Source organism: Flavobacterium silvaticum, assembly GCF_012911565.1.
GTDB classification, from domain to species: Bacteria; Bacteroidota; Bacteroidia; order Flavobacteriales; family Flavobacteriaceae; genus Flavobacterium; species Flavobacterium silvaticum.
The window spans coordinates 252,659-266,413 of sequence record NZ_JAAMPU010000106.1; the positions used below are offsets into that span (position 1 = coordinate 252,659).

General features: G+C 44.9%; 11 protein-coding genes. 6 read left to right on the plus strand and 5 right to left on the minus strand.

Annotation, left to right across the window (positions count from 1 at the left end):
• Positions 1–278: 278 nt before the first annotated feature.
• Genes G6047_RS11555 through G6047_RS11565 form a run of 3 tightly spaced genes read right to left on the minus strand, consistent with a single transcriptional unit; the run spans position 279 to position 3,263 of the window.
• Positions 279–1,313 carry an asparaginase gene (locus G6047_RS11555; RefSeq protein ID WP_169527771.1) on the minus strand — a complete coding sequence of 345 codons (1,035 nt, stop codon included), beginning with the start codon at positions 1,311–1,313 and terminating at the stop codon, positions 279–281.
• Positions 1,297–2,433 carry a 1-acyl-sn-glycerol-3-phosphate acyltransferase gene (locus G6047_RS11560; protein ID WP_169527772.1) on the minus strand — a complete coding sequence of 379 codons (1,137 nt, stop codon included), beginning with the start codon at positions 2,431–2,433 and terminating at the stop codon, positions 1,297–1,299. Before G6047_RS11560 ends, G6047_RS11555 begins: the two co-directional genes overlap by 17 nt.
• Positions 2,434–2,492: 59 nt before the next feature.
• A complete protein-coding gene (locus G6047_RS11565; protein WP_169527773.1) occupies positions 2,493–3,263 on the minus strand; it encodes a TatD family hydrolase in 771 nt (256 codons plus the stop codon).
• Positions 3,264–3,333: 70 nt separating this feature from the next.
• Between G6047_RS11565 and G6047_RS11570 the strand changes: the two genes are divergently transcribed.
• The 6 genes from G6047_RS11570 to G6047_RS11595 all read left to right on the plus strand — a co-directional run bounded on the left by G6047_RS11570 (position 3,334) and on the right by G6047_RS11595 (position 9,375).
• Positions 3,334–3,783 carry a retropepsin-like aspartic protease gene (locus G6047_RS11570; protein WP_169527774.1) on the plus strand — a complete coding sequence of 150 codons (450 nt, stop codon included), beginning with the start codon at positions 3,334–3,336 and terminating at the stop codon, positions 3,781–3,783.
• Positions 3,784–3,824: 41 nt separating this feature from the next.
• Positions 3,825–4,286 carry a hypothetical protein gene (locus G6047_RS11575; RefSeq protein WP_169527775.1) on the plus strand — a complete coding sequence of 154 codons (462 nt, stop codon included), beginning with the start codon at positions 3,825–3,827 and terminating at the stop codon, positions 4,284–4,286.
• A 121-nt stretch (positions 4,287–4,407) separates the two neighbouring features.
• Positions 4,408–4,866: a hypothetical protein gene (locus G6047_RS11580; RefSeq protein ID WP_169527776.1), complete on the plus strand. Its 459-nt coding sequence runs from the start codon at positions 4,408–4,410 to the stop codon at positions 4,864–4,866.
• Between the two features lie 104 nt (positions 4,867–4,970).
• A complete protein-coding gene (locus G6047_RS11585) occupies positions 4,971–7,265 on the plus strand; it encodes a T9SS type A sorting domain-containing protein (protein ID WP_169527777.1) in 2,295 nt (764 codons plus the stop codon).
• Between the two features lie 132 nt (positions 7,266–7,397).
• Complete coding sequence (locus G6047_RS11590; protein WP_169527778.1) at positions 7,398–8,288, plus strand: DUF4476 domain-containing protein; 891 nt, start codon at positions 7,398–7,400, stop codon at positions 8,286–8,288.
• 76 nt (positions 8,289–8,364) lie between these two features.
• Positions 8,365–9,375 (plus strand): hypothetical protein, encoded by a 1,011-nt coding sequence (locus G6047_RS11595; protein ID WP_169527779.1) that lies wholly within the window; start codon positions 8,365–8,367, stop codon positions 9,373–9,375.
• A gap of 89 nt (positions 9,376–9,464) precedes the next feature.
• Here G6047_RS11595 and odhB read toward each other — a convergent pair whose 3' ends face one another.
• Both odhB and G6047_RS11605 read right to left on the minus strand, forming a co-directional pair.
• Positions 9,465–10,706, minus strand: a complete 1,242-nt coding sequence (odhB, locus tag G6047_RS11600) for a 2-oxoglutarate dehydrogenase complex dihydrolipoyllysine-residue succinyltransferase (protein WP_169527780.1) — start codon at positions 10,704–10,706, stop codon at positions 9,465–9,467.
• A gap of 190 nt (positions 10,707–10,896) precedes the next feature.
• The gene (locus G6047_RS11605; protein WP_169527781.1) at positions 10,897–13,674 is read right to left on the minus strand and encodes a 2-oxoglutarate dehydrogenase E1 component; all 2,778 of its coding nucleotides are present in this window, start codon (positions 13,672–13,674) and stop codon (positions 10,897–10,899) included.
• Positions 13,675–13,755 lie beyond the last annotated feature (81 nt).

Here is a 13,755-nt window from a genome sequence, read left to right on the forward strand (position 1 = left end):
ATCAATTCTGAATGAAATTGGAATCGAAATGAAACGCTGCAAAAAAATCGGTTTTAAATATAAAATATGGAGACACGTGATGGCTAATTTTACCTCAACAAAAAACATTCGTCGGCTTGCCCGCTCCTTATATTTCCAAAATCTGACAACGGCTGCATTTAGGTGCGGCCGGTGTTGTTTTTAAGTAAGTCGAATGATGAATGACAGAATGATGAATGAGAGCCGAAATGAGTTTGATTTTCCAACAATCTAAAAATCCAACAATCCAATAGTCCAACCTAAGACAATTCGCCTCGTAAACCTGTTTCATAAATGGTCCGGAAAACAGGAATCGAAACGCCTTCACCAAGTAGGTACATGAGTTTTGTGACGGCCGCTTCAGTAGTCAAATCTTTACCTGAAATCACACCGATTTCCTTTAAATGTGTGCTCGTTTCATAATTCCCCATCTGCACGCTTCCGCCCGAACACTGGGTCACATTCACGATGGGCAAGCCTTTTTTTATGGCCGATTCGAGCGCATCTATGAACCAGGCTTCAGTTGGTGCATTTCCGGATCCGTAAGTTTCGATGATAAGTCCGCGCAGATTCGGGATTTGCAAAACGGCCGATAAGACAGACTGGTTCATTCCCGGAAAAAGTTTGAGCACCATTACATTCGTTTCGAGTTTGCGATGCACGATAAGCGGCTTTGAATTGCGTTTGGCCTGGATCAATTCTTTATTGACTTTGAGATGCACGCCAGATTCTGCCAATGGCGGAAAATTGGGTGACGCGAATGCATTGAAATGTTCCGCATTGATTTTTGACGTGCGGTTGCCGCGGTAGAGTTTATATTCGAAATACAGGCAGACTTCGGTAAAAATCGGTTTGCCTTTTTGTTTTAAGGAAGCGATCTGGATGGCCGTGATCAGGTTTTCTTTGGCATCCGTACGCAAGTCGCCAATCGGAAGCTGCGAACCCGTAAACACCACCGGCTTGTTGAGGTTCTCCAGCATGAAACTGAGTGCCGATGCCGAATAGCTCATGGTATCCGATCCATGCAAAATCACAAAACCATCGCAGGAATCGTATTGCTTTTCGATGATATCGGCGAGCTCGATCCAACGCGACGGATTCATGTTCGAAGAATCTATCGGCTTGTCGAATGAAATGGTTTCGATTTGGCAATCCAGCAAATTGAGCTCGGGAATGCTCTCGAGCAGTTTGGTAAAGTTGAACGCTTTTAGTACGCCGGTCTTGAAATCTTTAACCATCCCAATAGTACCGCCTGTGTAAATCAGCAGGATTTTGGGTTTAGACGACTGCTGCATATTTCATTTTGTTGATGACCGGATTGGCATACATGGCTAAAAAGCCCTGGAACGCAACCGGATTATCCTCGTCTATGCGCATCTCGAGACGGCGTTCGAACAATTGCTTTTCGTCTTCTGAATACCTGTTGCTGAATGTGTCGGTGTTGTGCAGCAAATCATAAGCGATGAAATTCGTCGGCCATAATTTATATCCGGAAATGATGGCCTCGTCAAGTACCTGGGCCAATGCCTGTATGCGTTTGTTGTCGTTGTCGTAATTGGCTTCTATCTCGTCGATTTCAGTTGTCAGTTGTTTGCCGATATGTAAATGGATATGCTTTTTCTGACCTATGACACCGGAAATCAGTGTCTGGAAATCTTCGTTTTTTTCTTTGATGTAGATTTCGTCGTTGGCTTCGGCCAGCAATCGCGGCATTTTCAATACGTCAGTCGGATCATATTCGTACGAAATACTTACGGGAACTATTTTAATCTTTCGGAAAAAATCCATCAGGTTGTCTTCAGTAGATCCTTTTGCGAGCATCTTCAAAACACCTTGTTGCGTCTGGTCGTTTCCGTCTTTGGTCCGGCCTTCGCGCTGCGCAATCCACACTGACCGGTTTTCACGGCGCAGGGATCTGGCAATGAATTCGGACATCAGCTTTGAACTTTCGAGCATTTCACGGGGCGGCAATGAACGCTGGACCAGGAAATTCCGATTCATTCGGGACAAGACCTGCAAAAATGATTTCTGGACTAAATTATCTCCAATGGCAGATGTGGTCATGACCAACCCGTGATCGAAAAGCGCACAGTTGAGCAGCGAAGTATCAAGGATGATATCGCGGTGGTTCGAAATGAACAGATAAGCGGTGTTCTGTTCCAGGGTTTCAAAACCAGAAGTCGTGATACCGTCCGAACTGCGTTTGAGAACCTGTTGTATGGCCTGATAAATAAAATTGCACTGGAAATCCCGGATGGAATGTGTCCGGAGTAATTGGGCCTGCCATTCTTCATCTTTCAACGCGGGAAAGGTAAAGTTCATCAAGGCCTTCATCATGGGGTGATTTACTACCGATTTTAGTGCCTCATTGACCTCAGCATCATAATACGGCCTGATCGCATCGAACTTTGACATACTGCCTTGTTTATTGACAAAAGAACGAAAATTTATTGGATTTCGCCGAACATCAATTGTCAAATACCGTAAACTTTACGTGAATTGAGCGTTGTTTTTTCAGCGATTTCTGCAACCGGACAACCGTAAATCGATGCCAGTTTTTCGGCCACCAAAACCACATAAGCGCTTTCATTGCGCTTACCGCGATAGGGAACCGGAGCCAGATAAGGCGCATCTGTTTCAAGTACAATATGTTCCAATGGGATGTCTTTCAAAAAAGTATCGATTTTTCCGTTTTTGAATGTCGTGACACCGCCAATTCCGAGTTTCATGTTATATGAAATGGCTTGTTGTGCCTGTTCGAAATTTCCGGTGAAACAATGGAAGATACCAAAAAGATCATCTGATTTTTCACTTTCAAGCACTTCGAAAATCTCATCGAAGGCTTCACGGCAATGAATGTTAATGGGCAGATGATAGTGCTTTGCGAGTTGTATCTGTCTGCGGAAAGCCTGCTGTTGTATTCCTAAAGTCGATTTATCCCAATACAGATCGATGCCGATTTCACCCACCGCACAGAATTTCCTTCGTTTGAGTTCCGATTCGACAAAATCAAGCTCCTTTTCCCAGCTTTCAGGCTTGACGTAAACCGGATGAAGCCCCATCATGAGGAACACATTGTCCGGATACGCAGCTTCAAGTTGGTACATAGCGTTAGTACACCCGGAATCAATCGACGGGACAAAAAAACGGGTCACGCCGGCTGCGATGGCGCGTTGTATCATATCATTCCTGTCGTTTGCAAATTCCTCGCTGTACAAATGCGTATGTGTATCGGTAAAGATCATTTTCTGGATTTTACGCAAAGTTACGAACTCCGAAACGACAGATTCGGCCCAAAATGCCTTAATTTGGGTTATGAAAAACGAACCCCAATTAATTCTCAATACAAAGTCGTATCAAAAAACAAGATTCCGGATTACAAAAACAAGTCATTTGTTAATATCGGCCACCATTAACGGCAGCAAGGGTGATTTTATATTGGATACGGGCGCTTCGAACAGTTGTGTTGGTTTTGACCAGGCTGAATATTTCGGACTAAAGACAAAAGATTCGAAGACCAAAGCCGCCGGTGCCGGAGCAATCGATATGCTTACGATGGTATCTGGTAAAAATGTCCTTAAAATAGGTCGGTGGAAAAATCCTGATTTCAATCTTGTGGTATTCGACCTGTCGCATGTGAACGCCGCACTCGAACAGCACAAGGTCAAGAAAGTGCGCGGAATAATAGGTGCCGACGTACTTATAAATGGAAACGCCATAATCGATTACGCCACTAAAACGCTGTATTTGAATTATCTGAAATAAATAGCATTTTTGTCTTCTCACTAACCCAAAATAAAACCACAATGAGACAACTATTTTTGTCGATAGCTTTTTCGGGCCTTGTACTTTCGTCATGTTCGAATGACAGCAGCGATTCGGAGCACCGGAATACGATTATCGAGCTTACCGTAGACGGCGTGGCCAAAACCTACACGAGTGCCGATGTAGATTCACAAAACATCCCGGCCGAAGGAGGCGAACCTGCATATATTGAACTTTCTGCCACGGTACAAAATGTCACGGCCACCGAAGTCTTTTTCTTTAGTACCCCACAAGGCGAAACAGGTTTGGAAGCCGCTTATGATATCAGTTACACCTACGACGGAACCATATATTACGGCGACAATTCCGGCGGTGGTTTTGTACTGAATATCACCGAAAATTCGCCAAATTACCTCAAGGGAACTTTCAACGGAACCATGGTAAGCGGAAACGGAGATACCGAAATTACAATCACCGACGGGACGTTTGACATCCATCATTAAAAAACCGCAGTATGATAACCCAACAGGAATGAGAGAATCTATTATGAAAATAGTCTTTATACCTTGCATACTTTAAAAATACCTCTATTTTTGCCGCTCACTAATTCAAAACTTAAACAAAATGAAAAAATTATTTTTGTTCCTGACTGTTGCAGGACTTTCCCTTACGTCTTGTTCGAGCGACGACAGCGGATCCGGAGTCGGAAGCAGTTCAGTTAACCTGTCTGTCGATGGGGTTGCCAAAACGTACACTACGGTAGCAGTGACCCAAGAGGATTATCCGGCTGAAGGAAGTTACCCGGCTTACACCGAACTACAAGTTGCCGCGAGCAATTCAAACGGTACCGAAGTTCTTTCTTTCTACACAGATGAAGGTGATCTTGGAGCCGACGCGATATACAACGTCAGCTACACTTTAAACGGAACAACATACTATGGATACAATGGCGGCGGCTTTACTATTACAGTTTCGTCGAACTCAGGAAACCATTTGGTAGGCTCCTTTAACGGAAATATGATTTCCCAGAATGGCGAGACTGAAATTTCGGTCACTAACGGTGTTTTCGATATTCGTTATTAAAAAAAAATCCAGTTTAAAATCCCGCCAACAGCGGGATTTTTTTTTGCACTTAGGGTATTGGGGTATATCTCTGTTTCAATAGAGTCTTTTCAAACTTTTAACCAATGAAAAAAAATTACTTCTTTTTGTTACTTGCATTTTGCGCTGCTGCTTCCTCATGGGCGCAAGTGGTGGCTAATGCCGACACACCTCCACCGGCCAACATCCTGCAGTATTCGGCAATCATTAATAGTGATGGCAGCTACTTCTCTGTCCTGGCCAACGATACCTTCAACGGACAACCGGCCACGATCCAGAACGTTTCCATTATAGATCTGAACACGATACCCGGCATCAACATCAGCCCTAATAACGGAGCGGTTTACGTACAAACTTTCGTATTACCGGGAACTTACACGGTTTATTATCAAATAAGCCAGGGCGCGAATACTTCTATGGCTGCCGTTACAATCACAACCTGTAACCAGGCGGCACCAACATTGAACTTTGCTCCGGCAACGTGCAACTCGCCTGGCATGGCTACAGTATCCGATCTTCCTGCAGGAAACTGGACCATTATTGTAGATCCGTATCCGTTTTACGCTGCAAATGATGGTGCTTACACGTTTACCGGCAGCGGATCAACCACTTCGGTTCCGCTGGATTCAGAAGGTTATCAATACCGGATTCGTGTGGTAAGTGCTTCCGGTTGTGTATCCCCTTTTGTACAGGTTGATATTCCGTGGATGCAAATCATCGGATCTGACACACAGGCAGAATATTTAGATGCCAACTCGAATGGAATCGTAGACTTGGGCGATATGGTGGTATGCCAAATCTCACTGACCAATTTTTCTGAATGTGATATCACGAATGTTATGGGCGGCAGCGGAATCATCCAATTCTCCCCTATAGATGTGATTCCAGCAAACTCCACAGTTGTTGTACCTGGTTTTTATATGATTACGGAACAGGATATTCTTGATGGTTCGGCCAATGACTGGGAACCTATAACAGGGATATCTCCGTTGGGGCAAGTATATAGCAAAGCCTTTTTCAACGTAACATTGCCAATTCCTACAGGCTTCCATTTTTATGCCTACGCAGATACCAACGCAAACAACCAACTCGACAGCGGTGAACCGTTGGTTCCATACGGATCTTTCGTGTATCAGCAAAACAACGAAGAGCCTGTGACCGTCCAGGCGTATACAGGTGAATTCACACTTTATGACACTACTCCTTCAAATGTTTATTCCGTGCATTTTGAGCCGGGAATCACATGTGGTAGCGGGTTTACATCAGATACCGTTTACAGCAATCTGTCGATTGATCCGAATGGAATCGTCAATCTCGGATTCCCTCTGGATCCGTCTGATTGTGTCGATTTGAGTGTATGGCTTTACGGAAACAATGCCGTGCCTGGTTTCCAATCTTATTCCTATGCCATTGTCAGAAACGAAAGTCTAATGGTACAGCCTGTTTATCTGACATATACAGCAGATCCACTTGTATCAATCGCCAATGTTGACGGAGGAACAGGAACCACGATTACAGGAAATACGGCAGTCGTTTCAATGCTGCTTCAGCCTATGGAAACAGAAGTCGTGTATTTTTACTATGACACGCCGGGAATCCCGACTGTAGATTTGGGCCAACCGTTACATTTTTCTGCATCGGTAACGGTTATGTCAAATGAAACGATTACAGATAACAACGAAGCTTTTCTGACAAAGATCGTTTCGGGTTCTTTCGATCCGAATTCAAAGTCTGAAACACACGGGCCTCAAATCGTATTCGATGGATTTGCCGCAGATGACACGCTCAATTATACACTCAACTTTGAAAACACCGGAAACGGCAACGCCATGAACATTCGTCTTACGGATGAACTGGACAACAAACTCGACGAAACATCAGTCCGATTAATCGGTGCTACACATAATGTGCAGATGTACCGCGAAGGAAATGCTCTCGAATTCGCTTTCAACAACATCATGTTGCCGCCGTCTGAAGAAAACACACAAATTGGAAAAGGAAGCGTACAATTTACGGTCAAACTCAAACCGGGTTACGCCATTGGAGATATCGTGAACAATACTGCTTCCATTTATTTCGACACGAATCCGGCAATCGTTACCAATACTGTAGCAACCGAATTCGTGACGGAATTAGGTGTTGCAGATCACGATTCACAGTCGCTCCGCATTTATCCGAATCCTGCGAAACACAATCTTAACGTTGCCGGATCGAACATCAAATCTATAGATATAATAGATATTACCGGAAAAGTTATTTTGTCCAAAAATGTTGGAGCCACTGAAACCGAAATTGGCATTTCGCAACTTTCAAACGGTGTCTATTTTGCTAAAATCACAACGAACGACACAGTCAAAACCGTCCGCTTCGTGAAACAATAAACTGCACTTTTTTTACCTCAGGTCCCGTTGCTGAAAAGTAGCGGGATTTTTTTTGCTCTATTTTTACAAGTGGTTCGAACTTTGCTAACTTCGCGCGGTCGATTTTTTGACCGATAACCAAAACCAAACTTTATGAACAAACTTTTCTTTTTTGCCTGTACCTTTATAATGGCACTATCGGCTTCGGCCCAGAATTATGGTCACCTGACTATTTTTAGTGAAGACGGCGACAAGTTTACCCTTATCCTCAACGGGGAAACCATAAATGATGCCCCTCAAACCAATCTTAGGGTAGAAGAACTGAATCAGCCGTACTACAATGCCCGTATCGTTTTTGCCGATGCCAACAAGACGGAACTTTCCAAAACCATCCAGATTACAGACGTAGACGATATTTATAAAGATGTCACTTACAAAATCAAACGCGACAAGAACAACTCTAAAAAAATGAAGTTGTCTTATTTTTCAGAGACGGCCGTCCGTCCGGATTTCATTCCACCGTCTAATGTAAAAGTCATTCATTACGGTCAGCCGCAAGTGGTCACACAAAGCACCACGATAATCAACAACAACGCTCCTACGATCAACACGAATATGAATGTCCAGGGAATGGGCGTTGGGATCAACGTAAATATTTCGGAACCGGCAATGGTCGAAACACATACCACAACTACGACAACTACAACATCCGGCGGATACGAAACTGTTGAGTCCACCGCAGATTGTTCCAGGAACAGAGGCATGAAACCAACAGATTTCAATGGTGCGATTTCATCTTTGAACCAACAGAAATTCGAAGATTCAAAGTTGAAAATGGCCAAACAGATTGCAGGATCGAACTGCCTGTCATCTGAACAAATAAAACAAGTCTGCAAGACTTTTACGTTTGAGGAATCAAAACTCGACTTTGCCAAATTCGCGTACAGCCGTTGCATCGATCCACAATCTTACTACAAGATCAACGATATTTTCACGTACAGTTCCAGTACGGACGAACTGACCGACTTCGTTTCCGGCCATTAATTTTATTGATTTCTTTTTTCGGCGCAACCTTTATAAAGCCAAAGCGTCCTCAAAAGGAATCAATAAAATAATTGCTATGAAAAAGTACGATGTATACGCTTTTGCGAATTCAATCCGTTTAATGGCCGCGACCGCTCTTTTTGGTTTGTCGGCCATTTTTGTTGGTTGTGGTGACGATGATGCCACAGCAGTTTCTCCAAATATTCCAACAGTTGCCAGTTTCAACGCCTTAAGGCAAACTGCTCTTGAATCAAGGACACAACATTTTGATTTTGTGGCAAACGGCACTTCTGTAACGGTGACTTCGGAGAAAGGCGTCACTATAACCATTAACACAAGTTGCCTGACCCTGAATGGAGCATCTGTTACAGGAAACCTCGATCTGGACTTTGTCGAGATTTTCGATGGAGGCGATATGGCAGTCACCAATAAAACGACACGCGGAGTAAATGCAGACGGTGATTTGGCCATGTTGGTATCGGGCGGGGAATTTTTTATAGGAGTGTATAAAGATGGGCAGAAAGTTGACGTTTCCTGCGGCATCAATATAGTGGTTCCCGCAAATCTATCGGGCGGTGTTGATCAAGATATGACGCTGTGGAATGCTGTCGAATCCGATACTTTAGCAACGCCCGATGTCATCTGGAATCCTATCGTTCCAACTCCGCAGGGGAATTTCCTGAACAATGAAGGAAGCTTCTATTTTGCCTTCCTTCAGGATTTCGGATGGGTAAACTGCGACCGATTCTATTCTTTTACTGGCCCTAAAACTACAATCCTTGTAGATGTGCCTGAAATTTATAACAACCAGAACTGTTCTGTCTATTTATCTTATGATGGAGAAGGCAGCGCATTGGCAAATCTGGATCATTACACAACAGATGGATATTTTTCTGAGCATTACGGCCAGGTTCCTGTTGGACTGGCATGCCATGTCATTTTTATTTCAGAAGACAATGGCAATTACAGATACGCGATTAAGCCAGTAACTATTTCGGAAGGCGATATTGTTACCATATCATTATCTGAAACCGTAACAGGAACCGAAGCCCAACTTGTATCGGCAATTAATGCGGCTCAGGAATAAAACCTCAGCAATTTCCTAAAATCAAAAAATCCCGCTTCAGAAGTCAGCGGGATTTTTCTTTCTATAAAACTAAAAATGGAAATACGTGATTAGAGCTCGAGTGCTTTTTTAGCGTCTCCGTTCATAAGCAACTCAACCGGATTTTCCAGGCCTTCTTTTACGGCTACAAGGAAACCTACAGATTCGCGTCCGTCTATGATGCGGTGATCGTAAGACAAAGCCACATACATCATAGGGTGGATTTCAACCTGGCCGTTCACGGCAATCGGACGCTCGATAATGTTGTGCATTCCAAGGATTCCCGATTGTGGCGGATTGATGATTGGAGTCGATAACATAGACCCAAACACACCACCGTTTGTAATGGTGAACGTTCCTCCGGTCATATCGTCTACGGTGATTTGACCGTCGCGCGCACGTAAAGCCAGACGTTTGATTTCAGCTTCTACACCACGGAAAGACAAAGCTTCGGCATTTCTGACAACCGGAACCATAAGTCCTTTTGGGCCTGAAACAGCGATAGATATATCGGCGAAATCATAGGTTACTTTCTGGTCGCCGTCTATCATTGAATTGACATCGGGGAACAATTGCAGCGCACGCGTCACGGCTTTGGTGAAGAACGACATATAGCCCAGACTTACACCTCCGTGTTTTGCTTTGAACGCATCTTTGAACTCGTTGCGGACGTTGTTGATTGGTGTCATGTTGACTTCGTTGAAAGTCGTAAGCATGGCCGTTTCGTTTTTCGCAGCAACCAATCTTTCAGCGACTTTACGACGCAACATGGAAAGTTTGGTACGTTGGGACGAACGGTTTCCACCTGTTGGCGTTCCCATTGACGGAACTGCGTTTACAGCGTCGTCTTTAGTGATGCGCCCGTCTTTTCCGGTTCCGGAAACGGTAGATGCATCGATATTTTTCTCGTCGAGGATTTTCTTGGCCGCAGGCGATGGCGTTCCTGAAGCGTAAGAAGTCGCAGCTGGAGCAGCCTTTGGTTCTTCCTTCTTTGGTTCTTCTTTTTTAGGCGCTTCAGCCTTTGGGGCTTCTTCCTTCTTTTCTGCTGCTGGTGCTGCAGAACCGTCTGGCTTGGCAGCATCAGTATCGATAAGGCAAACTACCTGACCGACTTTTACCGCGTCGCCTTCTTCGGCTTTGAGAGTAATGACACCGGCGGCTTCTGCTGGAAGCTCAAGTGTGGCTTTATCAGAATCGACCTCAGCGATAGCCTGATCTTTTTCAACGTAATCTCCGTCTTTTACTAACCAGGTCGCGATCTCAACTTCGGTGATCGATTCGCCCGGCGAAGGCACTTTCATTTCTAAAATCATCGATATAGAATTTATATGGTAATACTATTGGTTCTGTTTTGTCTGAGGCCTAGCCCTGATGCGAGTGTAAATCCTTTTGCCGCGTTCTTTCGCGGGAAAAGATTACCTCACAAGCTAACACTTTTTTATTTGTGTTCGGTCCGTTCGCTGCGCTCGGGTGAAACGGGCAGCAGGCTCGCGGCTCCTAACCTTAATTAAACAAATCTTTGTCAAACACCATTGCAATCGCTGCAGCATGGCGTTTTTTCGAGCGCGCGTAACTTCCGGCGGCCGGTGCACTGTAAGCTTTCAATGAAGCCACACGCAATTTGACCAGGTCGAAATTCATCAGCATATAGCTGTAAGCACCCATGTTTCTCGGTTCTTCCTGGGCCCACACGTAATCGGTGGCATTCGGGTAAGAAGCGATAATATCCTTGAGTTGATCCACCGGAAGCGGGAACAATTGCTCGATGCGGACGAATGCGACATCTTTGCGACCGTTGTTTTCCCTTTCGGCAAGTAAATCGTAATAAAATTTTCCGGTACAGAAAACCAGTGTCTTGACATCGGCTTTGTTCACGAAAGCATCGTCTATGGTTTCCTGGAATTTGCCGTTGGCGAGTTCATCTTTTGTAGAAACCACAAGCGGATGACGCAATAAGCTTTTTGGCGTAAACACGATAAGCGGCTTGCGGAAATTTGTCTTCATCTGGCGGCGCAACAAGTGATAGATATTGGCCGGCGTGGTACAATCGGCGACGAACATATTCTCGTTCGCGCACATTTGCAGGTAACGTTCCATACGCGCAGACGAGTGTTCGGCACCCTGGCCTTCATATCCGTGAGGAAGCAGCATGACGAGTCCGTTCTGGTTGTTCCATTTGTCTTCGGCCGCAGAAATATACTGGTCGATCATGATTTGGGCACCGTTCGAGAAATCCCCGAATTGCGCTTCCCAGATTGTAAGCGTTTTTGGACTTGCCAAAGCGTAGCCGTAATCGAAAGCGACAACTCCGTATTCAGACAAAAGCGAGTTGAAGATATTGAACTTGCCTTTTTGTTCTTTGAGGGTTTGAAGCAGGATGACTTCTTCTTCTGAATCTTCTACTTTCACCACGGCGTGACGGTGCGAAAATGTTCCGCGTTCAACGTCTTGTCCTGAGATACGTACATCATAACCTTCTGTGAGCAGCGTTCCGTAAGCGAGCAATTCACCCATGGCCCAATCGAGCTTGTCGCTTTCCCACATGCTTTTGCGGTCGTTGATGAGCTTGGTGATTTTGCTGATGAATTTTTTGTCCGCAGGCAATTCCGTGATATGCTTGGCAATTTCAGCCAATTTATCCGCAGCGAAAGTCGTTTCTACGGGTTCAAGCATTTGCTTTTGCCCTGCCTGGACTTTGTAATCCTGCCATTCGTTTTGCATGAAAGGCGTAATGATGGTCAGGTCTTTTTTACGCGATGCTTCGAGGTTTTCCTCAAGCAATGCTTTGTATGTGTCTTCGAGGCCTTTGACGAATGTGTTGTCGATGATGCCGTCAGCCAGCAATTGAGCCGCGTAAATATCACGTGGGTTTTGATGCTTCGCTAGAATTTTATACAGTTTTGGTTGGGTAAAACGAGGTTCGTCACCTTCGTTGTGGCCGTATTTTCTGTATCCGAGCAAATCGATGAAAACGTCTCCACCGAATTTCATTCTGTAATCGAGAGCGAACAACATAGCGTGGACGACAGCTTCCGCATCGTCAGCATTCACGTGAAGCACAGGCGACAACGTCACTTTTGCGATATCGGTACAATAAGTAGACGAACGCGCATCAAGGTAATTTGTGGTAAATCCTACCTGGTTGTTGATAACGATATGAATGGTTCCCGCGGTTTTATATCCGTCGAGTTTGGCCATCTGGACAATTTCGTAAACGATGCCTTGTCCGGCAACCGCCGCGTCACCATGGACTGCGATTGGCAATACTTTGGAAGCATCGTTCGGAAAGTAACGATCCTGTTTGGCACGTGTGATGCCTTCGATCACGCCTCCGACCGTTTCCAAATGCGATGGATTCGGGGCGAGATTGAGATTTATGCTCTTGCCGGATTCGGTTCTTCTGTCAGACGTCAATCCGAGGTGGTATTTCACATCGCCGTCGAACAACGCATCATCATCGTAATCTTTTCCGTCGAATTCAGAGAAAATATCCTGGGTGTTTTTGCCGAAGATATTGGCCAGCACGTTCAAACGCCCGCGGTGTGCCATTCCCATGACGAACTGCTCGACGCCTTTTTCGGCAGCCGATTCTATCAAGGCATCAAGAGCGGGAATCAATGATTCGCCACCTTCAAGCGAGAAACGCTTCTGGCCGACGTATTTGGTATGGAGGAAGTTCTCGAAAGAAACGGCCTCGTTGAGTTTTGAAAGAATGTGTTTTTTCTGTTCCGGTGAAAACTTCGGGCGGTTGTCATTGACCCCGATCTTTTCCTGGATCCAGCCACGCACTTCCGGATCACGGATGTACATGTATTCCACGCCTATTGACGCGCAGTAAATTCTATTGAGGTGCTTGAGGATTTCTTCAAGCGTCGATGGCTCGAGGTACATGACCTTTGCCGCATCGAAAGTAGTCTGCAAATCTGAATCTGACAGACCGAAATTCGAAAGATCAAGCGAAGGTGTAAAGACCCTTCTTTCGCGTACCGGATTCGTTTTGGTGAACAAGTGCCCACGTGTACGGTATCCGTCGATCAGCTTTAAAACATTGAATTCCTTTTGGAGCTTATCTGAAATCTTGCTGAAATCCTGGTCGCTGATCGCGGCAGAAGCCATTTGCTCTACCGGACTTGTTCCGCCGTAAGCACTGGCGCCAAAATCATAGCCCTGGAAAAAACTTCTCCAGCTGGGTTCAACGCTATCGGGATTTTCTAGGTATTGGTCGTAGAGATCAGCAAAAAATTCGGTGTGGGCCGCGTTCAGGAATGAAAACCTATCCATAATTTTCGTAAAAACAACTTAATTGTTGAAAATGTTTTGCAAAAGTACGACTCTTAGTGGAATAACTATACGTTTTTGGAT

Excerpts from the sequence above, each read along its gene's own strand:
- G6047_RS11575 (WP_169527775.1), top strand. The coding sequence starts at position 3,825 with ATGAGACAACTATTTTTGTCGATAGCTTTTTCGGGCCTTGTACTTTCG.
- G6047_RS11570 (WP_169527774.1), top strand. The coding sequence starts at position 3,334 with ATGAAAAACGAACCCCAATTAATTCTCAATACAAAGTCGTATCAAAAA.
- G6047_RS11560 (WP_169527772.1), bottom strand. The coding sequence starts at position 2,433 with ATGTCAAAGTTCGATGCGATCAGGCCGTATTATGATGCTGAGGTCAAT.
- G6047_RS11565 (WP_169527773.1), bottom strand. The coding sequence starts at position 3,263 with ATGATCTTTACCGATACACATACGCATTTGTACAGCGAGGAATTTGCA.
- G6047_RS11555 (WP_169527771.1), bottom strand. The coding sequence starts at position 1,313 with ATGCAGCAGTCGTCTAAACCCAAAATCCTGCTGATTTACACAGGCGGT.
- G6047_RS11585 (WP_169527777.1), top strand. The coding sequence starts at position 4,971 with ATGAAAAAAAATTACTTCTTTTTGTTACTTGCATTTTGCGCTGCTGCT.
- G6047_RS11595 (WP_169527779.1), top strand. The coding sequence starts at position 8,365 with ATGAAAAAGTACGATGTATACGCTTTTGCGAATTCAATCCGTTTAATG.
- odhB (WP_169527780.1), bottom strand. The coding sequence starts at position 10,706 with ATGATTTTAGAAATGAAAGTGCCTTCGCCGGGCGAATCGATCACCGAA.
- G6047_RS11580 (WP_169527776.1), top strand. The coding sequence starts at position 4,408 with ATGAAAAAATTATTTTTGTTCCTGACTGTTGCAGGACTTTCCCTTACG.
- G6047_RS11590 (WP_169527778.1), top strand. The coding sequence starts at position 7,398 with ATGAACAAACTTTTCTTTTTTGCCTGTACCTTTATAATGGCACTATCG.
- G6047_RS11605 (WP_169527781.1), bottom strand. The coding sequence starts at position 13,674 with ATGGATAGGTTTTCATTCCTGAACGCGGCCCACACCGAATTTTTTGCT.